Origin of the sequence: Lentzea sp. NPDC051838 (assembly GCF_040681245.1) — a bacterium.
In the GTDB taxonomy this organism is placed as follows: domain Bacteria; phylum Actinomycetota; class Actinomycetes; order Mycobacteriales; family Pseudonocardiaceae; genus Lentzea.
Genome location: NZ_JBFAYI010000017.1, coordinates 93,939 through 114,585, shown reverse-complemented (window position 1 = coordinate 114,585; position 20,647 = coordinate 93,939). Strand labels below are relative to the sequence as shown.

Genomic DNA, 20,647 nt, shown 5'->3' with positions numbered 1-20,647 from the left:
AGTTGACTATACCCCCGGTGTATACGCCGGGGGTATAGTGCTGCGCATGGCTGGCCTGTGGTGGCCTCGTGGAAGGTCTGCGTGGGCGCGGTTCGCGTTCACCGCAGCCGGTGTGGCCGTGGGTGTCATGGTGCTGATGCTCTGCCTCACGGCGCAAAGCGCGTTGCAGGGGCGTTCCGATCGTTCGGCGTGGCAGTACACGCGCGCCGACACGCCGGGGTCCGCTGATGTGAAGTGGCTGGCCGTCACCGACTACTTCCGCGGCGAGGAGATGCTGCGGATCCACGTGTCGGGTGCCGGTCTGTCGCCACCTGGGTTCTCGCTGCCGCGCGACGGTGAAGTCGTTGCCTCACCGGCGATGCAGAGGTTGTTCGAGTCCACTCCGGACGATCAGCTCGACGATCGGTATCCCGGCGTCGTCGTGGGCACGATTCCGGTGGAGTCGCTGGCCCACCCGGAACAGCTCGTCGCCGTGGTCGGCGGTGAGGTGCCGGGCATGTTCCGGGCGTCGGGCATCGCCACCGAGCCCGACCACGCGTTCTTCGTGTTCGCGCGGGTGATCCTCGGGTTCGCGGCTCTGGTGCTGCTCGTGCCTGTGGTGGTGTTCGTGGCGATGGCGACCAGAATCGCCGCGGCGCAACGGGAACGGCGGCTGGCGGCTCTTCGGCTCGTCGGTGCCACGAGGTTGCAGACGGCGTTGATCGCCGCCGCCGAGACCGGGATCGCGGCGGTCGCGGGGACCGTTCTCGGCTGGCTCGCCTACGAGGGCGGACGGCGCTGGCTCGCTTCTTCGTTGACCTACCAGGGTTTCCACTTCCACGCCGTCGACGTCCGGGCGCCGCTGGTCGTGCTGGTGCTCGTGCCGTTGCTGGCGGTCGCGGTCTCGGTGATCTCGTTGCACCGCGTGAACATCGGCCCTCTCGGGGTCTTGCGGCGCGCCGCGTCGAAACCGCCGAACGCCTTGCGGGCGTTGCCGTTGGCGATCGGGATCTTCGGGCTGTTCCTGACGTCCTACCTGCCGGGCTTCGCGGAGCTGACGTCGTTGTTCGTGATCGCGACGCTCGTGGGTGTCGCGGTGGTGGGTCCGTGGGTGTGTCTGCAGGTCGGTCATCTGCTGGCACGGGCGTCCAGCGCCACCGCGGTGCTGGCCGGGCGTCGGATCGAACACGACCCGAAGGCGTCGTTCCGCGCGGCGAGTGCGCTGGTGTTCGCGGCCTTCGCGGCGACCTATCTGAGCGGTCTGGTCAGCGCGTACGGGGACGAGCCCGGCACCGGGACACCACCGGGCGTCGTGACCGTGTTCGACGGCCGTGACCGCGAGATCGTCAGCGACGGCACGGTGGAGGACGAGGAACGCATCCGCACCCGCGAGGCCGTGGCCGCCCCGCGCGCCATCATCAACACCCGCCGCGAGTTCGTGCTGCGAGAGCAACGGTTCTGGGGCGACGTCGAAACCGCCGTCCACTTCGCCATCGCGGCCGTCGTGGTGGTGGCGGCCTGCGGTGTCGCGACCGGCGCGGTGGGAGGCGTGCTCGAACGGCGGCGCTCGTTCGCGTTGCTGCGGGCGGCCGGCACGACGGTCGGTCAGCTGCGGAAGGTCGTGCTGCTGGAGACCTCGGTGCCGCTGGTGGCGATGACGGGTCTCGGTGTTCTGCTGGGCGTCGTGACGTTGTTCGCGACTCGTGGCCCGCTGCCGACGCTCGGGTTCGCGGTCGTGGTCGCGAGCGGTCTGGCAGCCGCGTTGCTGATCGCGGCGACTCCGTTGGTGTTGCTGAGTCAGAGCACTCACGCCGAGGTCGTCCGCCGCGAATGATCAGCAGCTCCCGTCGCCCCACCTCGGGTGCGGCGGACCGCACCACACCCGGTTGGCGTGCGCGTCCTCCTCGCGAGGCCCCGGCCCGGAGACGAACAGCTCCCCGCCCTGGTCGGCGAGCCGCATGATGGTCGAGGTCCGTCCCTGGTGCACGTACTCGACCACGACCTTCCACTCGTACCTCTTGTCGTGCGCGAGCACAGTGGCACTGACGGACTTCTCCTGGACGTTCTGCCCGGAGAACTGCCACGGCAGTGTCGTGTCGTCCTGCCGGCGCGCCTTCCAGGAGAAGTGCTCGTGCGCGGTCACCTCGTACTGCGAGTCGAAGGTCTTCCTGCCGCGAGGTTCCTGCGGCGTGCAGTGGTAGAGGTACGAGGGAGACGTGAAGTACGGCCACGATCTCACGTGGCTGATGCGCACATCGGTGACCTGTACTTCTCGGAACGGCTTCGAGATCACCCTGACGTTGATGGTCGGAGACTTCGCGTGGGCGATGCCGTTCAGCATCCGGTACGGCTCGTCACAGCTCCGCGACGGCTCGACCGGACCGGTCGCGGGCGACGGCGTCAGCTGGTCCACGTGCGTCGCCGAGACGAGGGTCCAGCCCTCCGCGCCCGACCGCGAGATCTCGACGAGCACGGGTTCCTCCGCGAGCGTCGGCACCACGACCGGTGGCGGCGCCTCGTCGGCAGGCCGGGCGACGAAGGACCAGGTGACACCGGTGAGCACCAGACCGGCCACGGCGGCGACCGCGATCTCCGAACGGCGCATGACCCGACGGTAGCGAACGAAATGGCGGAACCGCGCGAATCCGAGATCATGGGCAGATGACCTCTCCGGTGGAACGGTTCCAGCTCGCCATGGCCGCTGAGGCGAAGCTGTCGTCCTGGTCGGCGGGCGCGCAGATGCTGGCCCTCGTCGACTTGCTGCGGGACAAGGGCTGGCTGCGGTTTCTCGGCGAGCCCCGCGAGTTCGACGCACTCGCCACGTTCAGCGGCCTGCCCGTGTCGCGCGTGCGAGACGTAGTCGACGTGCTGACCGCGCACGGGATCGCTGAGGTGAACGGGACCGTGCGGCTCACCTCGGAGTTCCGCGAGTTCAGCGCCCCTGACGCGTTCATCGGGCTGGACGACGCCGTGGACAACGCGTTGGTGCTGCTGCGCGCGGTGCCGGAGATCGACGCACCGCTGACCGAGCCGGACGCGCTGGCCATCGCGAAAGCGGCGGGAGGCAGGGCGGGCGAGATCGGCGCGGCGGTCTACGCCTTGTTGCTCGCTCAGCTCGACGAGATCCCGGCCGCGATCAGCCGTGGCCGGTGGCTCGACATCGGCTGCGGGGTCGCCGGCGCCACGCTCTCGCTCGCCTCGACGCACCCGGAGATGCGGGCGACGGCGATCGAGCTGCTGCCGACCGTGGCCAAGGAGGCGCAGCGGCGGGCCGAGGAACTGGGCGTCGCCGATCGCGTCGACATCCGGTGCCTGGACGCGCGTGACTTCGCGGAACGGGACGCGTTCGCCGGGGCGTTCTGGGCGCAGCCGTTCTTCCCCGAGGACAGCAGGCCCGGCACGCTCGCGATGATCCTCGGCGCCCTGGAGCCCGGCGGCGAACTGTTCCTGCAGGAGATGGAGTCCGAACCCGAGGGCGACGGGCTGGGCGCCTACCGGTTGCGGCGGCTGGTCTACCAGGGGTGGGGAGTGCCGTTCGGCAGGCCCGCGGAGGACCTGGCGGCCGAGGCTGAGGCCGTGGGGTTCGAGCTCGTGCGGATCGCGGTGACCGACTTCGGCCGGTGTGTGGTGGCGCGCAAACCCAGGGAGGCGTGACCCGGACGAGTGAGGCCGGCGACTACTTCTCGTTATCCCCTGTGTGCCGTGAGGTGGCCGAATCGAGACCGTGAACGGCGCGAAACGCAGACGTAACACGTCCAGGTCGTCAGTTCACCTCCGCGAAACGTTCGGCGTAAGTGGGGGAAACAGGACATCTCGATGCTCCCTGCAACCGACGTGCAGTGGAGGTCGAAGTGAACACAGGTGACACGGCCTGGGTGCTGATCAGCGCAGCGCTGGTCATGCTCATGACGCCGGGCCTGGCCTTCTTCTACGGGGGCATGGTCCGATCCAAGAGCGTCCTGAACATGCTCATGATGAGCTTCATTTCCCTGGCCGTGGTCAGCATCCTGTGGGTGTTGTACGGCTACAGCCTGGCGTTCGGCAACGACCTCGGTGCCGGCCTGCTGGGCAACTTCGACAACATCGGGCTGAAGGGCATCTTCGGCACGGTGGGCGGTCCGGCGGACCACCAGTTCCCGACGATGGCGTTCGTGATGTTCCAGCTGATGTTCGCGATCATCACGCCCGCCCTGATCTCCGGTGCGATCGCCGATCGCGCGAAGTTCTGGGGCTGGACGCTGTTCATCGGCCTCTGGGTGACGATCGTGTACTTCCCGGTGGCGCACTGGGTGTTCGCCTTCTCGAGCGCTGACGGCTCGGTCGTCGGTGGCTGGATCGCGAACAACCTCAAGGCTCTCGACTTCGCCGGTGGTACCGCGGTCCACATCAACGCCGGTGCCGCGGGTCTCGCGGTCGCGCTGGTGCTCGGCAAGCGCAAGGGCTGGCCGAAGGAGCCCATGCGGCCGCACAACCTCCCGTTCGTGCTGCTCGGTGCCGCTCTGCTGTGGTTCGGCTGGTACGGCTTCAACGCCGGTTCGGCGCTGGGTGCCAACGAGACCGCCGCCGTCGCGTTCACCACGACCACCGTCGCCACCGCCGCCGCCGTCCTCGGCTGGCTGCTCGTCGAGCAGTTCCGCGACGGCAAGCCGACCACGCTCGGTGCCGCGTCCGGTGCGGTCGCCGGCCTCGTCGCCATCACCCCGGCGTGTGCGTTCGTCAGCCCGCTCGGCGCCATCGCGATCGGTGTCATCGCCGGTGCGCTGTGCAGCCTCGCCGTCGGCCTCAAGTTCCGCTTCGGCTACGACGACTCGCTCGACGTCGTCGGTGTCCACCTCGTCGGCGGCCTCGTCGGTACGCTGCTGATCGGCTTCTTCGGCACCACCAGCATCAACTCGGCCGGCGCGGACGGCCTGTTCTACGGCGGTGGCTTCGGTCTCCTCGGCAAGCAGGCCATCGCGGCCGTCGCGGTGCTCGCCTTCTCGTTCGTCCTCACGTTCATCATCGCGTTCGTGGTGAACAAGACGGTCGGCTTCCGCGCTGACGAAGAGTCCGAGGTGGGTGGCATCGACGAGGCGGAGCACGCCGAGTCGGCCTACGAGTTCGGCGCGTTCTCCAGCGCCCGCGGTGCGAACAAGGGCAGTGTGGCCGCGGGTGCGACCGCGGTTCTCGAGGGGAGCAACAAGAAATGAAGCTGGTCACCGCGATCATCAAGCCGTTCACGCTCGACGACGTGAAGAGCTCCCTTGAGCAGCTCGGGGTGCTGGGCATGACCGTCAGCGAGGTGCAGGGCTACGGCCGCCAGAAGGGCCACACCGAGGTCTACCGCGGCGCCGAGTACTCGGTGGACTTCGTGCCGAAGATCAAGATCGAGGTCGTCATCGACGACACGCAGGTCGAGAAGGTGCTGGAAGCGGTCGTCGAGGCCGCCCGCACCGGCAAGATCGGCGACGGCAAGGTGTGGGTGACTCCGGTCGACACAGTCGTCCGTGTTCGTACGGGTGAACGTGGATCGGATGCGCTGTAACTAATCTTGGGGAGACGGCCCGTGGAGAACAACGAAACGGCCGTCGTCACGGCTGACGACCTGGTGCGAGCGCGCGAACGCCTGCTCGCCCCAGGTCGTCGTCGCTTGGCCGCCGAACCTTTGCGCGAAGCACTCGTGGACCTGCACGAGTTCTGGTTGACCAAACACGCGGGGGGAGCGGGGATATCCGGATCGGGTATCGCGCTCGTGGCGGTCGGCGGGCTGGGGCGGCGCGAGCTCGTGCCCTACTCCGACCTCGACCTGGTGCTGGTGCACAGCGGTGTCAAGAACATCGACGAGGTCGCCGAGAAGCTCTGGTACCCGTTGTGGAACTCCGGCATCGGGCTCGACCACTCGGTCCGGACCGTCGGTGAGGCTCTGCGGGTCGCCGCGGGCGATCTGCGCACTGCGTTGGGACTGCTGGACATCCGGCACATCGCCGGCGATCCGGAGGTCACGGTCAAGCTCGCCGACGGTGCGAAGCAGGCGTGGCGCGGCAACGTGCGCAACCGGCTGGACGAGATCGCCGAGTCGTCGCAGAAGCGCTGGGCCCGCAGCGGCGAGATCGCGCACCGCGTCGAACCCGATCTGAAGCACGGGCGGGGTGGCCTGCGCGATCTGACCATTTTGGACGCGCTGTCGTTGGCACAGCTCGTGGATCGGCCCTCCGCCGACGTGGACGAGGCGCGCAAGCTGTTGCTGGACGTGCGCACCGAACTTCGCCGGGTCGCTCGCAAGCCTCGTGACGTGCTGCGGGCGCAGGACGGTGACGAGGTGGCCTCCGCTCTCGGTTTGGCCGACCGGTTCGCTTTGGCCCGTTCGCTTTCTTCCGCCGCACGCACTGTCGTCTACGCGTTCGACGTGGCGACCCGCGCGGCTCGTGCGGCCGCACCGAAACGCGGGCTCGGGGCGTTCCTCCGCGGACAGCCACCACGCCGCCCGTTGGACGAAGGTGTTGTGCTGCACGGGTCTGAGGTGTCGCTGGCCCGTGACGCGATTCCCAGCCGTGATCCCGCGTTGTTGTTGCGCGTCGCGACGGCGGCGGCACGCAGCAAGCACCCGATCGCGACCGGCACGCTGTCCCGGCTCGCGGACTCGGCGCCCGAACTGCGCCAGCCGTGGCCGCGCGAGGCCCGCGAGGAGCTGTTGGCGTTGCTGGGCAGCGGCACCGGACTCGTGGACGTCGTGGAGGCGTTGGACCGCACGGACCTGTGGGGCCGGTTGTTCCCCGAGTGGGGCGCTGTCCGGGATCTTCCTCCGCGCGACGCCGCGCACATGTGGACGGTCGACCGGCATCTCGTGCAGACGGTGGCGCACGCCGCCCGGCTGGTGACCACGGTGTCCCGGCCGGACCTGTTGCTGCTCGGCGCGTTGGTCCACGACATCGGCAAGGGGCGGCAGCAGGACCACTCCGAGGTGGGTGCCGCGCTGGCGACCCAGATCGGTGAGCGGATCGGGTTGTGGCCGCAGGACGTCGAGACGTTGTCGATGATGGTCCGGCACCATCTTCTGTTGCCGCACACCGCGACACGGCGTGACGTCGAGGACGAGGCGACAGTGCACCGCGTCGTGGAGACGCTCGGTGGCGATCCCGTTCTGCTGGAACTGTTGTACGCCTTGGCGGAAGCCGACTCTCTCGCGACCGGTCCGGGTGTGTGGACGGACTGGAAGGCCTCGCTGATGGCCGACCTGGTCGCCCGCTGCCGCAAGGCGATGGCCGGCGAGGCGTTGCCCAAACCGGAACCGCTCGACCCCGCGCACGTGGCAATGGCGGAACGTGTTGCGGCGTCCGGAAAACCGGACGTGCTGCTGGAGAAGCAGGACCACGCGGCGATCGTGACGGTGCTCGTGCCGGACCGGCCCGGCGTGCTGTCCAAGGCCGCCGGCGTGCTCGCGTTGAACTCGCTGGAGGTCCACGCTGCGACGTTGCGCTCGCACGGTGGCGCGACGGTGGACGCGTTCACGGTGTCGCCGCGCTTCGGCTCGCTGCCGGACGCGTCGCTGCTGCGCGAACAGCTGGCGCGGGCGATCGAGGGCTCGTTGCCGTTGGCGGACAAGCTCGCCGCGAAGGAACGCGACTACGGTGGCCCGCCGCTCGACCCGCCGCCCGCGAAGGTGCTCTGGTTCGACGACGAGGCGACCGGCGCGGTGGTGCTGGAGCTGCGCGCGGCCGACCGGATCGGGCTGCTGCACCGCGTGGCCGGCGCGTTGGAGCAGTGCGGCGTAGACGTGCAGTGGGCGCGCGTGTCGACGTTGGGCGCGACGGTGGTTGACTCGTTCAGCATCACGGCCACCGACCTGGACCGGAAGCGGATCGAACGGGCGGTGCTGGAGGCGGCCAGGTAGTGGTTGAGTAGCTCTACGCACAACCACTCGGGGGTGCTCACGCTCCTTTCCTGTTCCGGAACCTTGCAGTCTTGTGGTGTCCGGAAAGCGTCCTCGAGGGGTGGAACACTTTCTGGACGGGTTGACCCGGCCGGGGCAGGCCGGCAGTGATCATTCGCGGCGCTGGGGGAGGCACCGTGCAATGTCACCGCCCGACGCTCCGGCCGGTGTTTCCCCTTGTGCGCAGATCCGTTCTCGTCCTGTCCGCGCCTGGCTTCCCCCAAGCGGTTCTCCGGCGCTGACAACGAGACAGCTTGCTGGACAACGGCGGCGCGACGCGGGCAGGGTGGCAGGTAAGGGATTCGCGAAGCTGGGGGTATGCATCGTGAAGAACAAACTGTCATTGGCCTGCGTCGTGGCCGTCGTCGTCTCCTTGTCCGGGCCGGTAGCGCGTGCTGCCGGCGTCGAGGACCTCGGCACGTTGCCGGGAGACACGCGCAGCACCGCGCAGGACATCAACGAAGGTGGCGCCGTCGCAGGGGTTTCGGCGGGCGTCTCGCAGCACGCGGTGCGCTGGGATCCAGGCGCACCCGTGAAGAAGCTGGCCGACCTCGGTTCCGACACGTGGGCGGCCGCCATCAACAGCCAGCGCATCGTCGTGGGCTACGCCGTCGACTCGACTGGTCGCGCACAACCGGCCCGGTGGGACTTCAGTGGTTCGCTGACCGTGTTGACCGTGCCGGGTGCGGCCAGCGGGGTCGCGTACGACGTCAACGACTCCGGTTCGGTCACCGGGAACGCGGTGATCAACGGCGTGAGCCACGCGGTCGTGTGGGACAGCGCCGGGGTGGCCACGGTTCTCGGTGAGGGTTCCGGGCGCTACCTCACCCAGTCCGGCACGGTGATCGGTTACTCGGGTGACCAGCCGGCGCGGTGGGACAGCGGCCTCTACGTCTACGACAACCACGGTGCTTTGCTGTCCGGCCACAACGAGGCCGCCGACGCCGTGGGCACGTCCGGCGGCGAGGGCGTGCTCTGGCTCGGTCGTCGTCGCTCGCTGCTGGGCGCCGGCACCAGCCCGCGTGACATCTCCGACAACGGCTGGGCGGTCGGCGTCTCGGGCTCGCAGGCCGTCCGCTGGGAGGCCTCCGAGTTCACCACCGCCCAACCGCTGGCCCCGGCCCCGTCCGCCGCGCAGAAGGTCAACAACGCGGGCACTGTCGCGGGCACCGCCGGTTCGTGGGCTGTGACGTGGAATACAGCCGGCGTGCAGACAGCGCTGCCGGTGCTCTCGGGTTCGAACCGCAGCGCCGTGTCGGGTTTGACCGAGAACGGCCAGGTCATCGGCATCGCAGGTTTCGCGGACGGCACGTGGCGGGCAGTCGTGTGGCGGTGAAACCTGTGCATTTCGCCTGAATTCGGACCAAACTGAACGAGAAGGAAGGTCAGAACGTCTTCTAGGACATGACCGCCGTGTTGAACACGCAGACCGCAGTCGTCCGAGTCGCGCCACGCTCGCTCGTGGTCCTCGCCGGCATCCCCGGCGCGGGCAAGACGACGCTGCTCAGCCGCCTCGACGCGGACGAACCGGTCACCGTGCTCGACTCCGACCAGGTCCGTCTGTGGCTCGAACCGCGCGTGCGGCTGCCGTACAAGTACTGGCGCGTCGTCGTGCACCTCACGCACCGGCTGCGGGTGTTCTGGTCAGCGCTCTTCTGCGCCGGCCTGCTGGTGGTGCACGAGCCGTCCACCCGTCCCGGCACGCGTTTCATGCTCGTCCTGGCAGGCCTGCTGTCGGGGCGTTCCCGCCACTTCCTGTGGCTCGACGCCTCGGCGGCCCAGGCCCTGGACGGCCAGATCGCCCGCCGGCGAGTGGTCCGCACTCACGCTTTCGAGCGACATGTCCGACGGGGTGCCTCGATGCGTTCCCAGTTCGAGGCGGGCTGGGTGCCCTTCGGCTTCAGCGGCGTGACGCTGCTCACCCGTGCGGGAACCTCGGGTGGTCTGCGCATCATGGTGTCGTGATCAAGGCTGTCCTCTTCGACTTCGCAGGCACCCTGTTCGGGCGTCCCACCACCCGCTGGCTCTCCCCGCCGCACCTCTCGGTCCTGCGCGCCCCGGCTCCGTACGTGGCGCGCATGAACGCGGCCGAGCGAGCGGTGTGGGACGCCCGCGACCTCACCCCGCTGGCCAACCGCTCGGCCTACTGGACCCTGTTCCGCCTGGCAGGACTGACGATGCCGGACTCCTTGTTCCAGCGCCTGCACGACCCGGCGTACTGGCTGCCCTACCCCGACGCGGCTTCGGCTCTGGCGGTGGCGCGGCCGTTGAAGGTCGGGGTGCTGTCGAACATCTCTTGGGACATCCGCTCGGTGTTCTCCCGCGAGTCGTTGTCCGTCGACGCCTTCGCCTTGTCGTTCGAGATCGGCGTTTCGAAGCCTTCTGCTCGGGCGTTCGAGGCGGCCTGCGTGCGGTTGGACGTTGCTCCGTCCGAGTGTTTGTACGTCGGCGACGATCCCGTTTCCGATGGGGCCGCGGTCTCTGCCGGGCTTCAGTTCGCGCAGATCGCGACGGCACCGGTCGGGCGTCGTGAACCGGTGCTGCTGGAGGCTCTGGCGCGGCACGGCATCAACTGATCCGGCGCCGCGCCTCCGCGATGAGGTCGTCGCCGCCGGACAAGGGGTGGGTGAAGCCGTCGCTCGTGTCCCAGTACCGCGCTGTGTGGTCCGCGGAACCGGTGACCGCCAGGCCCGCCGGTGACCACAGCACCGAGGTGACGGCTGCGGTGTGTCCGATGAGCGCGGTGCGCTGGCCGCCAGTCTCGGGGTCCCAGACGCGTGCCGTGCGGTCGTTGGACCCGCTGAGCAGGCTGCGGCCGTCCGCGGACCAGGCGACGGCGGTGACCTCGTCGAGGTGGCCGGCCAACTCTGCTGTCATGGTGAGTGTTTCGGTCATCCGCAGCAGCAGGATCGTGGCGTCCGCGCAGCCGACGGCGAGCAGCTCACCGTCCGGATGCCACGCGGCCGAGGTGAAGCGTTTTGGGGGCGCGGAAGCTGCACAGGGTGCCTTCCATCGAGTTCACCGTGACCAGGTTGTCCTCACCCGCGACCGCGAACACCTGGCGTTGTGGATGCCACGCCACCGCGCGGAGGAAGCCGGAGTGCCGAGTCCACTTAGGAGCGTCGAGGAGAGTGCCTTCGCGGTCGTAGACCCTGGGCAACCAGGAGCGGTCGCGCGAGACGACCGCGAGCAGCTGCCCGTCCGCGGACCACTGGACGTCGTGGATGCCGTCGGTGGCGTCCGTCAGCTGGAGCTGGGTGAGTCCACTGCGGTGGAAGACTTCGACCGATCCGTCGACGTAACCCACGGCCAGGAGCTGTCCGTCAGGTGTCCAGGACAACGAGTTCGCCTGGGAGAACTCGTTCATGCTGTCCCGGCTGGTCGAGAGGTCGTCGTCGACCGGGTCCCAGGCCATCGCGCGCACCGGTTCGCGGATGTCGACCCACTTGGTCTCCGGTTCCGAGCCGATCTTCCAGACCCGTTGGGTGCCGTCGTCGGCGACGGTCGCCAGCCGGTCTCCGCCGTGTGACCACGCGACGTCGCAGACGCCCTGTCCGTGGCCGCGCAGGCACAGCACCTCCTGGCCGTTCAGCACATCCCAGACTCGGGCGGTCCCGTCGGCGGAGGCGGTGGCGAGCCTCCTGCCGTTCGGAGACCACGCCACCCTCCTGACCTGGTCCGAGTGTCCGGTCAGGCTCGCCGCGGAAGGGCGGATCCCCGCGTGCGCGTCCTGGCTGCCGGTGGCGTACACATCGGGCTCGTGCGGGTGGAAGCGGACGGAACGCACAGCGGTGCTCGCCACGGGCAAGGTGCTGCGCGGAACCCAGCCCGGCCTGGCGAGGTCGATCCGGCCGTCGTCCCTGGCCAGCGCGATCGTCTCACCGGTGGCGTTGATGTCCGCGTCCCACAACCGGACGGCCTTGCCCTCCTCGTCGACGCTCTTCGTTTCCGCGACGGGAAGCCTGTCGCGGCTGACGGTCTCCCACAGATAGGCGCCGCCGTCCGCGCAGGCGACCAGCACCCGTTCTCCCGCCCTGTCGAAGCGAACCGACCAGGGGCGGTCCGGAAGAGGGATCACCCTGAGCTCGCGGCGGTCCTGTGCCGACCACAGCCGCAGCGTCTCGTCCGTCGCGACCGAGGCGATCACGTCGCTGTTCGGTGACCACGCGACCGACCGCACCCAGCCGGGATCGTCGCCGCGATGTTCTTTCCCGTGGTGGAAGACGTGCAGGCACTCGGTCGTCTCGGCGTCCCAGAGGCGGACCGTGCCGTCCTTGGAACCCGTGACGAGCATCGTGTCGTCGGGTGACCAGTCGACGCCCCAGATGCCTCCCGAGTGACCGATGAACCTCCGCAGCCGATGCGTGGAAGCCATGGTGCGCAACAGGCTTTGCCGCCAACCGGACAGGTCTGGCGCGTGCAGCAGCAACCTGGAGCCGAGGTCGTCGCCTGCCAGCAACCGCAACGCGTCGTCGGGGTCGAGCACGCTGGCTCGCCGTACCTCGTCGTCTGCCCGTTGCTGCAACGAGAGTTTGACCAGCTGCACGGCGTTGGCCGAGAAGTGCAGCCCCATCAGGGTCTCTTCGAGTTGTGGCCAGCGCGTGTCGTCGTCGTTCGGCGAGAGCGTGCTGAGCAGGGACACCAGTCGTGATGGCGCGATCAGCTGGTCCGGGTGCTTCACCCATTCCGCGGCGATGTCCTCGACCTCACGCCGTGCTCTGAGTGCGGCGTGGTCGCGTTCCAGCCCTTCCTTGAGGCGAGGCCAGTGCAGGAGAAGGCTTTCGTGCGCCACCTCGATGGTGTGCTGAGTCGCGGTGAGCACGCGGTTGGTGATGAACGGGTCGAGCAGCTGCCGTTCGTCGTCGGGCAGCCCCGTGATTGGTCGTTTGGTGAACTTGCCGCTCTCGTCGACCGCGACGAGCCGGCGGAGGGTTCGCAGCACTCGACGTTCGGCTTCTTTCACCGGTGGCCACGAGCCGTCCTCGTCGCGCACCAGGTCGCGCGCCATCGCGAAGGCCTCGTCGGCTTGGCGCCGCAACACATCCATCACGCGGCCGGAAGCCACGTACTCGGCGCGGGTGATGGGTCGAGGGGCGAGTTTGCCGTCGGGGTTCACGTGCCGCCACAGGTTCTCCAGCGCGAAGGCCAGCAGCGGCAACGACTCGCGGCTGGCGTCCTCCTGGATCAGGCCCAGGGCGGCGTCGTCCACGCTCCACCCCAACGAGCGCAACGGGCCGTTGACCACCACCGGGAGCTCGGCCTTGGTGAGGGGCGTGACGAGGAAGTTGTCGCGGAAGAGCGGTTCGAAGTCCTCGTGGCGCATGAGTTCGTCGAGGAAGTCGGCGCGGACCGTGTAGACGACCCAGGCCTCGCCGCGGCTCGCCTCCACGAGCCGGTGCAGCAGCTCGCGGGAGTCGTTCTGGAGCAGTTCCTCGGCCTGGTCGAGCACCACGAGCCGACGTCCGGGCCCGTCCACCACCGGCAGCACGCCTTGTGACGGAGTCAGCGGGCCGATAATCGTCCAGCCCGCACGCCGCAGCAACGGGATCAAGCCCGCGCGGACCAGTGAGGACTTGCCCGCACCGGACGGGCCGATCACCGCAAGAGAGCCGAACCTGCGGCGGCCCAACAGAGGTTCGGCGAGGCGTTGGATGTCGTCTTCGCGGCCGAAGAAGAGCGAGGCTTGGTGTTCGTCGAACGCCTTCAGACCTGGGTAGGGCGAAGAGAGAGGCGCGGCCTTACCCACACCCGCGAGAGCGCGCAACGCCGTGTCGCGCGCGGCCGCCAACGACTCGGACGAGGTGTGGTCGACGCGTTGGGCTTGGAGGTCGTTGAGCAGAGCGCGGTTCGACGAGCGAGCGCTGAAGAACTCGATGCACGGCGCTGAGGGCTTGCGTTCGCGGAAGACCGCGGACTCCCAGGTGCACCACTCCGAGTAGGAGCCGGGCGAGGTGACGACGATCAGGGCGTCGGCGCCGAGGAGCTCGCGGCGCAGGCTGTCCTTCCACGGCAGCGAGACGTCCGGGCCCGAGCCGGGCGCGGTGTAGGCGTGGACGTCCTCGTAGCCGGCAGCGAGCAGGGCGTCGCGCAGGTAGAGCGCGATGTCGTTGCCCTCGTCGTGGCCGTGGTAGCTCAGGAAGATCCGTCCCACCCGGTGCATCCTGCATCATTCGGCCATGAAGAAGGACTACTTCCACGACCCCGCTGCGCCGAGAGCGAACAGGTTGTGGCCGGTGGTGCAGGTCGCCGTCCACACCGGGGAAGGACTTCTGCTGATCGAACGCGCGGACGACGGTTATTGGGCGATGCCCGGCGGCATCGTCGACGTGGGGGAGACGTTCGCGCAGGCGGCTGTCCGGGAGGCCGGGGAAGAGACCGGGCTCGACGTCGAGATCACCGGGCTCGTGGGCCTGTATTCGGATCCACAGCACGTCACGGCCTATGACGACGGCACGGTCAACCAAGAGTGTTCGATGGTGTTCCGCGCGCACGTAGTAGGTGGTGCGGCGACGGCCAGCGACGAGTCCACGCAGGTGCTGTTCGTGAAGCCGGAGGACATCGCGAGCCTCCGGATGCACCCGTCGATGCGGCTGCGGGTGGAGCACGCGCTGGGGCCCGTTGGGGAGCCGCACCTCGGGTGAAGGGGAGGTTAGCTAGTCTGGACGGCGTGTTCTCCACGCTTTCCGACCGGCTGACCACGGTTCTCCAGGGCCTTCGCGGCAAGGGCCGGCTCAGCGACGCCGACATCGACGCCACCGCGCGCGAGATCAGGGTCGCCCTGCTCGAGGCCGACGTCGCGCTGCCCGTTGTGCGCAACTTCATCTCCAAGGTGAAGGAGCGGGCCAAGGGCTCCGAGGTCCACCAGGCGCTGAACCCGGCGCAGCAGGTCGTGAAGATCGTCAACGAGGAGCTCGTCAACGTCCTCGGTGGCGAGACGCGGCGGCTGAACCTGGCGAAGAACCCGCCGTCGGTGATCATGCTGGCGGGTCTGCAGGGTGCCGGTAAGACGACGCTCGCCGGCAAGCTCGCCAAGTGGCTGAAGGGGCAGGGCCACACGCCGCTGCTCGTCGCGGCCGACCTGCAGCGCCCGAACGCCGTCACGCAGCTCCAGGTCGTCGGTGAGCGCGCGGGTGTGCCCGTGTTCGCTCCCGAGCCCGGCAACGGCGTGGGCGACCCGGTCTCGGTGTCGCGGCGCGGTGTCGAGGAAGCCAAGGCGAAGCAGCACGACATCGTCCTCGTCGACACGGCCGGCCGGCTGGGCGTCGACGAGGAGATGATGAAGCAGGCCGTCGACATCCGGGCCGCGGTCAACCCGGACGAGGTCCTGTTCGTGGTCGACGCGATGGTCGGTCAGGACGCGGTCAACACGGCCACGGCGTTCCGCGACGGTGTCGGCTTCACCGGTGTCGTGCTCACGAAGCTCGACGGCGACGCCCGCGGTGGTGCCGCGCTGTCGGTCCGCGAGGTCACCGGCCAGCCGATCCTCTTCGCGTCCAACGGCGAGAAGCTCGAGGACTTCGACGTCTTCCACCCGGACCGGATGGCGTCGCGCATCCTCGGCATGGGTGACGTCCTCACGCTGATCGAGCAGGCCGAGCAGCACTTCGACCAGGAGCAGGCCGAGAAGGCCGCCGCGAAGCTGCACACCGGCCAGCTCACGCTCGAGGACTTCCTGGAGCAGATGCTCGCCATCCGCAAGATGGGCCCGATCGCGAACCTGCTCGGCATGCTCCCCGGTGCCGGTCAGATGAAGGACCAGCTCGCGATGCTGGACGAGAAGCACCTCGACCGCATCCAGGCGATCATCCGCGGCATGACCCCGGCCGAGCGCGACGACCCCAAGATGATCAACGCCTCTCGCCGGCTGCGCATCGCCAACGGTTCGGGCGTCAAGGTCAGTGACGTCAACGACCTGGTCAACCGGTTCTTCGAGGCCCGCAAGATGATGGCGTCGATGGCCGGCCGGATGGGCTTCGGCGGCGGTGGCGGCAGCAAGAGCCGCAAGGGCAAGAAGGGGAAGAAGGGCAAGGGTGGACGTGGCCCGACGCCTCCCAAGATCAAGGGCGGCTTCCCCGGGATGTTCCCCGGCGGCATGCCCGGAATGCCGGGGATGCCTCCCGGTGGCATGCCCAAGATGCCGGACCTCGGCGGCGGCATGAACGAGCTTCCGCCCGGCTTCGACCCGTCGAAGTTCAAGTTCGACGGCGACGACAAGAAGAAGTGACCATGCACCTGCGCGGCGTCGTCCTCCCCGACGGCGAGCCGCGAGACCTGTGGGTCGTCAACGGTCGTGTGCGCACCCAGCCGGTGCCGGGCGCCCAGACCGTGGTCGACGGCGGGTTCCTGGTTCCGGGCCTGGTCGACGCGCACTGCCACGTCGGCCTGGGCCCGCAGGGTGGCGTCGAGCTGTCCGAGGCCGTCGATCAGGCGATCACCGACCGCGACGCGGGCACGTTGCTGATTCGCGACTGCGGCTCGCCGATCGACACGACGCCGTTGCAGGAGCGCCTGGACCTGCCGCGGATCATCCGGTCGGGCCGGCACATCGCCCGTCCGAAGCGGTACATCCCGTACATCGGCGTCGAGGTCGAGTCGGATCTTGCCGGCGCGGTTGCCGAACAGGCCGCGTACGGCGACGGCTGGGTGAAGCTCGTCGGCGACTGGATCGACCGCGGTGTGGGAGATCTTGCTCCACTGTGGACGGATGCGGAGCTTGCCGACGCGATCAAGGTCGCGCACGACGCCGGTGCTCGCGTGACGGCCCACGTGTTCGGCGAGGACGCGTTGCCAGGCCTGATCAACGCCGGTATCGACTGCATCGAGCACGGCACCGGCCTGACCGACGACACGATCTCGCTGATGGCCTCACAGGGCACGGCGCTGGTCCCGACGTTGATAAACATCGAGACCTTCCCCGGCATCGCCGACAAGGCCGGCAAGTACCCCGCGTACGCCGACCACATGCGCTCGTTGCACGCCCGCGTCTCGACCACCGTGGCGTCGGCGATCGAGGCGGGCGTGCCGGTCTACGCGGGCACCGATGCGGGCGGCGGCATCAAGCACGGCCGCATCGTCGACGAGATCGTTTCCTTGCACCGCGTGGGCATGAGCGCCGTCGACGCGATCGGCGCCGCGTCGTGGAACGCCCGCTCGTGGCTCGGCTTCCCGTCCCTGGTGGAAGGCGCGGCCGCGGACATCGTGGTGTACGACGAGGATCCGCGTGTGAACCTCGACGTCCTGCGGTCGCCGCGCATGATCATGCTCAGGGGCAGGATCCACTAGCTCTCGAAGTTGGCCATTGCTCCTGCCTGGTACGAGCCGCCCTTCTGGTGCGTGATCACGGCCATCCGGTTGGCCGCGTTGATGAGCCCGATCAGGCACACCAGCGCGGCGACCTGTTCGTCGTCGTAGTGCTTGCGGACGTTCGCCCAGGTGTCGTCGCTGACGCTCACGTTCTTCGTGCCCTCCTCGGCGAACGCCAGCGCGGCCTGCTCGGCCTCGGTGAACACGGTCGTCTCCCGCCAGCCGGCGACCAGGTGCAGCCGCATCGGGTCCTCACCGGCCGCGACGGCTTCCTTGACGTGCATGTCGAGGCAGAAGCCGCACCCGTTGAGCTGGCTCGCCCGCAGGCTGACGAGCTCGGCGGTGATCGCCGGCAGCGACGTCTGGTGCAGCGCCATGCCCAACCCGGCGAACCGCTTGCCGATCTTGGTGCCGGTCGCGGTGCTGAAGAGGTCGAAGCGCGGTTCCATGATGTGCTCCCTCGTGGTTCTCGACTTGGTCGACCACGAGATGCCGCCGCCGCAGTTCTTGTGACTGTGACTCACGCCACTGTCACAAGAACCTTTCGAGTGGTGTCTTAGTGCTCATGGACACCGCCACCGACTCGTTCGTCAGCCACCGCAACCTGCTCTTCACGATCGCCTACGAGATGCTCGGCTCGGCCGCCGACGCAGAGGACGTGCTGCAGGAGACGTGGCTGCGCTGGTCGGGAGTGGATCTCTCGGTCGTCGAGAACCACCGCGCCTACCTGGTCCGCGTCGTCACCCGCCAGGCGCTGTCCAGGCTGCGCACCCTGAGCCGCCGCAAGGAGTCCTACGTCGGCTCGTGGCTCCCCGAACCGCTCCTGACCACCCCGGACGTGGCCGAGGACGTCGAACTGGCCGACAGCGTCTCGATGGCGATGATGCTGGTCCTGGAAACCCTGACCCCGACCGAACGAGCGGTCTTCGTCCTGCGCGAGGTCTTCTCACTCGACTACGACGAGATCGCCTCCGCCGTCGACAAGAACCCCGCCGCCGTCCGCCAGATCGCCCACCGCGCCCGCTCCCACGTGGCCGCCCGCCGCCCGCGCGAGCGCGTGTCCGCCACCACGACCCGCGAGGCCCTGACGGCGTTCCAGCGCGCGATCGAAACCGGCGACCTGCAGGGCCTGCTGGATCTGCTCGCACCCAACGTCGTGCTCCTGGGCGACGGCGGCGGCGTGAAGCAGGCGGTGCCGCGCCCGGTGACCGGCTCGGACAAGGTCGCGCGCCTGATCCTCGGCGGCCTGCTCAAGGTCTCGGGCTGGACGCTGGAGCCGGGGCACGCCAACGGGCACCCGGCGTTGATCGTCAAGTTCGGCGGCGAGCTCGACACCGTGATCGCCCTGCGGATCGACGACGGCCTGATCAGCGGCCTGTACGCGGTGCGCAACCCCGACAAGCTCTCGCACATGGAGCAGGAGACGACTCTGCGTCGCTAGGAGTTTGCCGTGCACCCCGCCTCGTACTTACGCGCGCGCACGCCGCCCCTACACCAGCATGTCGTTCCACGAGCCTGTGCCGTCCGTACGCGCGCACAACATCCAACGCCGAGCCAACAGGGGTTTAGTACCAGCCTCTGTCTGCCGATCCATACCACCAGGAGAAGGACATTCGGCGGCGACCCGATCTGACCATCTTTTGGCCAGATGCTTGGCCCGGTTTCCGTCAGTGCCGCACGCTAACCTCGGATTCGGGGCGGCTGATCGCGGTCCCCACTCCACTCGTATCGCGAGGCCCCGGTCGAGCATCGGTGCTTCAGACGCCGTCGATCGCGAGGTGAGCCGATCTTGAATGCTCCACGAACCACACCGCCGGCCGCTGTCCATCCGCAGGTAGCCGCGGCGTGACTAGATTGCAGAGCGTGAGTGAGCCGGAGTCCCCGAAGCCGGGCAGGCGCTTCATCGAGAGCGTGCGGGACATCAGCCGCAACCCGGAGCCCGAACGGGTCGGCCAGCGGTGGGGCTTCGGCGCCTTCATCCTGGTGGAGGCAGTCTTCATCCTGAGCGCCGTCTTCATCACCGCCGTCGGCAAGAGTCTCGGCGCGAATCTCGAGAACTCGACGTCGCTGGTGCTGATCGGCTCGCTCGTGCCGATCATCCTCGCGGCCGGCCTGGCGATCGTGATCACGTACGTCCGCGGCAACGGCCCGAAGCAGGACCTCAAGCTCAGCTTCACCAAGGAAGACCTGGTCATCGGGCTCAAGATCGGTCTCGGCGGACTGGTCCTCACCCTGCTCGCGGCCAAGCTGTGGGCCAGCCTCGTCGGCGAGGAGAACGCCACGAGCGCGGTCGGCGAGCTGTTCACCGACGCGAACCTGCCGCTCTCCGCAGCGATCCTGATGTTCCTCTACATGAGCTTCATCGGGCCGATCTGCGAGGAGATCATCTTCCGCGGCCTGCTCTGGGGCGCGGTCGAACGCCAGGGCTGGAGCCGCTGGGCCGCGTTCGTGCTCACGACGGTGATCTTCGCGGTCAGTCACCTCGAACCCCACCGCACGTGGCTGCTGCTGGTGATCGCGATCCCGATCGGCATCGCCCGCCTGGTCACCCGCAAACTCGGGGCGAGCATCGTGGTGCACGTGATGAACAACTTCCTGCCCGGTCTCACCCTTCTGCTGATGTCCGCCGGGGTCATGTGATGGACCTCAACAGCGACCTCGGCGAGGGCTTCGGCATCTGGAAACTGGGCGACGACGCAGCGTTGCTGGGCGTCATCACCAGCGCGAACGTCGCGTGCGGCTTCCACGCGGGCGATCCCAGAACCATGCGTCAGGTGTGCGAGGAAGCCGCTAGGAACGGCGTCAGGATCGGCGCCCAGGTGAGCTACCGCGACCTGGCGGGCTTCGGGCGCAGGTTCATCGACGCCGACCCGATCGAGCTCGCCGACGAGGTGCTGTACCAGATCGGCGCGCTCGACGCGTGCGCACGAGCAGCAGGCACCGAGGTCGTCTACGTGAAGCCGCACGGCGCGCTTTACAACGCCACGGTGCACCACGAGAAGCAAGCGGAAGCCGTGGTCAACGGCACGAAGGCGTTCAAGGACCTGCCGATCCTCGGCCTGCCCGGCTCCCAGCTGCTGCGCAAAGCGGAAGCGGCAGGTCTGCGGCCGGTCCAGGAAGCGTTCGCCGACCGCGGTTACACCCCGCACGGCACGCTGGTCCCGCGCAGCGAGCCGAACGCCCTGCTCACGAGCACCGCGCAGATCATCGAGCGCGCGTCGAGGCTCCAGAACGGCGAGATCGTCGCGGTCGATGGCACGATCATCAAAACGAGCGCCGAGTCGCTGTGCGTGCACGGCGACACACCGGGCGCGGTGGAGCACGCGAAAGCGGTCAAAGCCGCGCTGAAGACCGTCAAGGCGTTCGTGTAGAGCCCCGATTCGGATCCACCGGCCCCCATCTGGCACAATCGCTGGTTGTTCCGCCGTGGTCGGCCCCTCTGCCCGTGCCGCGGCT

18 protein-coding genes are annotated in these 20,647 nt (G+C 68.7%); 14 read left to right on the top strand and 4 right to left on the bottom strand.

The annotated features are described in order from the left end of the window. Positions 1-46: 46 nt before the first annotated feature. Positions 47-1,813: an FtsX-like permease family protein gene (locus AB0M24_RS30360; protein WP_363775414.1), complete on the top strand. Its 1,767-nt coding sequence runs from the start codon at positions 47-49 to the stop codon at positions 1,811-1,813. Here AB0M24_RS30360 and AB0M24_RS30355 read toward each other — a convergent pair whose 3' ends face one another. Beyond that, positions 1,814-2,584 carry a hypothetical protein gene (locus AB0M24_RS30355; protein WP_363775411.1) on the bottom strand — a complete coding sequence of 257 codons (771 nt, stop codon included), beginning with the start codon at positions 2,582-2,584 and terminating at the stop codon, positions 1,814-1,816. Between the two features lie 56 nt (positions 2,585-2,640). On the opposite strand from AB0M24_RS30355, the gene AB0M24_RS30350 reads away from it, so the two are divergent. The 7 genes from AB0M24_RS30350 (at position 2,641) to AB0M24_RS30320 (ending at position 10,464) form a co-directional block, all read left to right on the top strand. Next, the gene (locus tag AB0M24_RS30350; RefSeq protein WP_363775408.1) at positions 2,641-3,633 is read left to right on the top strand and encodes a class I SAM-dependent methyltransferase; all 993 of its coding nucleotides are present in this window, start codon (positions 2,641-2,643) and stop codon (positions 3,631-3,633) included. Positions 3,634-3,830: 197 nt separating this feature from the next. Continuing rightward, positions 3,831-5,168: an ammonium transporter gene (locus tag AB0M24_RS30345; protein WP_363775405.1), complete on the top strand. Its 1,338-nt coding sequence runs from the start codon at positions 3,831-3,833 to the stop codon at positions 5,166-5,168. After that, the gene (locus tag AB0M24_RS30340) at positions 5,165-5,503 is read left to right on the top strand and encodes a P-II family nitrogen regulator (RefSeq protein ID WP_363775402.1); all 339 of its coding nucleotides are present in this window, start codon (positions 5,165-5,167) and stop codon (positions 5,501-5,503) included. Before AB0M24_RS30345 ends, AB0M24_RS30340 begins: the two co-directional genes overlap by 4 nt. Positions 5,504-5,524: 21 nt before the next feature. After that, positions 5,525-7,849: a [protein-PII] uridylyltransferase gene (locus AB0M24_RS30335; RefSeq protein WP_363775399.1), complete on the top strand. Its 2,325-nt coding sequence runs from the start codon at positions 5,525-5,527 to the stop codon at positions 7,847-7,849. 364 nt (positions 7,850-8,213) lie between these two features. After that, complete coding sequence (locus AB0M24_RS30330) at positions 8,214-9,224, top strand: hypothetical protein (RefSeq protein ID WP_363775396.1); 1,011 nt, start codon at positions 8,214-8,216, stop codon at positions 9,222-9,224. 68 nt (positions 9,225-9,292) lie between these two features. Continuing rightward, positions 9,293-9,853 carry an AAA family ATPase gene (locus AB0M24_RS30325; RefSeq protein WP_363775393.1) on the top strand — a complete coding sequence of 187 codons (561 nt, stop codon included), beginning with the start codon at positions 9,293-9,295 and terminating at the stop codon, positions 9,851-9,853. Further along, positions 9,850-10,464, top strand: a complete 615-nt coding sequence (locus AB0M24_RS30320; RefSeq protein WP_363775390.1) for an HAD-IA family hydrolase — start codon at positions 9,850-9,852, stop codon at positions 10,462-10,464. Before AB0M24_RS30325 ends, AB0M24_RS30320 begins: the two co-directional genes overlap by 4 nt. On the opposite strand, the gene AB0M24_RS30315 is transcribed toward AB0M24_RS30320, so the two are convergent. Beyond that, a complete protein-coding gene (locus tag AB0M24_RS30315; RefSeq protein WP_363775387.1) occupies positions 10,457-10,765 on the bottom strand; it encodes a hypothetical protein in 309 nt (102 codons plus the stop codon). The two genes, AB0M24_RS30320 and AB0M24_RS30315, sit on opposite strands and share 8 nt — an antisense overlap. Positions 10,766-10,829: 64 nt before the next feature. Further along, a complete protein-coding gene (locus AB0M24_RS30310) occupies positions 10,830-14,039 on the bottom strand; it encodes a hypothetical protein (protein ID WP_363775383.1) in 3,210 nt (1,069 codons plus the stop codon). 25 nt (positions 14,040-14,064) lie between these two features. On the opposite strand from AB0M24_RS30310, the gene AB0M24_RS30305 reads away from it, so the two are divergent. From AB0M24_RS30305 to AB0M24_RS30295, 3 genes are read left to right on the top strand one after another with little or no spacing between them, the layout of a single operon-like run. After that, positions 14,065-14,529, top strand: coding sequence for an NUDIX domain-containing protein (locus AB0M24_RS30305; protein WP_363775380.1), 465 nt, complete (start codon positions 14,065-14,067; stop codon positions 14,527-14,529). Between the two features lie 26 nt (positions 14,530-14,555). Continuing rightward, positions 14,556-16,112, top strand: a complete 1,557-nt coding sequence (gene ffh / locus AB0M24_RS30300) for a signal recognition particle protein (RefSeq protein WP_363775377.1) — start codon at positions 14,556-14,558, stop codon at positions 16,110-16,112. A 2-nt stretch (positions 16,113-16,114) separates the two neighbouring features. After that, complete coding sequence (locus AB0M24_RS30295) at positions 16,115-17,170, top strand: amidohydrolase family protein (protein ID WP_363775374.1); 1,056 nt, start codon at positions 16,115-16,117, stop codon at positions 17,168-17,170. Here the strand turns inward: AB0M24_RS30295 and AB0M24_RS30290 are convergent. Next, on the bottom strand, positions 17,167-17,640 hold the full coding sequence (locus tag AB0M24_RS30290) for a carboxymuconolactone decarboxylase family protein (RefSeq protein ID WP_363775371.1): 474 nt from the start codon (positions 17,638-17,640) through the stop codon (positions 17,167-17,169). The genes AB0M24_RS30295 and AB0M24_RS30290 overlap by 4 nt on opposite strands. 116 nt (positions 17,641-17,756) lie before the next feature. Here AB0M24_RS30290 and AB0M24_RS30285 point away from each other — a divergent pair, with 116 nt between their 5' ends. The 3 genes from AB0M24_RS30285 to AB0M24_RS30275 all read left to right on the top strand — a co-directional run bounded on the left by AB0M24_RS30285 (position 17,757) and on the right by AB0M24_RS30275 (position 20,562). Further along, a complete protein-coding gene (locus tag AB0M24_RS30285; RefSeq protein ID WP_363775368.1) occupies positions 17,757-18,632 on the top strand; it encodes an RNA polymerase sigma-70 factor in 876 nt (291 codons plus the stop codon). Between the two features lie 422 nt (positions 18,633-19,054). Further along, a complete protein-coding gene (locus AB0M24_RS30280) occupies positions 19,055-19,831 on the top strand; it encodes a type II CAAX endopeptidase family protein (protein WP_363775365.1) in 777 nt (258 codons plus the stop codon). Next, positions 19,831-20,562 carry a 5-oxoprolinase subunit PxpA gene (locus tag AB0M24_RS30275; RefSeq protein WP_363775362.1) on the top strand — a complete coding sequence of 244 codons (732 nt, stop codon included), beginning with the start codon at positions 19,831-19,833 and terminating at the stop codon, positions 20,560-20,562. The genes AB0M24_RS30280 and AB0M24_RS30275 overlap by 1 nt, the downstream gene beginning before the upstream one ends. The last annotated feature ends 85 nt before the right edge of the window (positions 20,563-20,647 follow it).

Excerpts from the sequence above, each read along its gene's own strand:
- AB0M24_RS30360 (WP_363775414.1), top strand. The coding sequence starts at position 47 with ATGGCTGGCCTGTGGTGGCCTCGTGGAAGGTCTGCGTGGGCGCGGTTC.
- AB0M24_RS30355 (WP_363775411.1), bottom strand. The coding sequence starts at position 2,584 with ATGCGCCGTTCGGAGATCGCGGTCGCCGCCGTGGCCGGTCTGGTGCTC.
- AB0M24_RS30350 (WP_363775408.1), top strand. The coding sequence starts at position 2,641 with ATGACCTCTCCGGTGGAACGGTTCCAGCTCGCCATGGCCGCTGAGGCG.
- AB0M24_RS30340 (WP_363775402.1), top strand. The coding sequence starts at position 5,165 with ATGAAGCTGGTCACCGCGATCATCAAGCCGTTCACGCTCGACGACGTG.
- AB0M24_RS30325 (WP_363775393.1), top strand. The coding sequence starts at position 9,293 with ATGACCGCCGTGTTGAACACGCAGACCGCAGTCGTCCGAGTCGCGCCA.
- AB0M24_RS30315 (WP_363775387.1), bottom strand. The coding sequence starts at position 10,765 with ATGACAGCAGAGTTGGCCGGCCACCTCGACGAGGTCACCGCCGTCGCC.
- AB0M24_RS30305 (WP_363775380.1), top strand. The coding sequence starts at position 14,065 with ATGAAGAAGGACTACTTCCACGACCCCGCTGCGCCGAGAGCGAACAGG.
- AB0M24_RS30295 (WP_363775374.1), top strand. The coding sequence starts at position 16,115 with ATGCACCTGCGCGGCGTCGTCCTCCCCGACGGCGAGCCGCGAGACCTG.
- AB0M24_RS30290 (WP_363775371.1), bottom strand. The coding sequence starts at position 17,640 with ATGGAACCGCGCTTCGACCTCTTCAGCACCGCGACCGGCACCAAGATC.
- AB0M24_RS30285 (WP_363775368.1), top strand. The coding sequence starts at position 17,757 with ATGGACACCGCCACCGACTCGTTCGTCAGCCACCGCAACCTGCTCTTC.
- AB0M24_RS30275 (WP_363775362.1), top strand. The coding sequence starts at position 19,831 with ATGGACCTCAACAGCGACCTCGGCGAGGGCTTCGGCATCTGGAAACTG.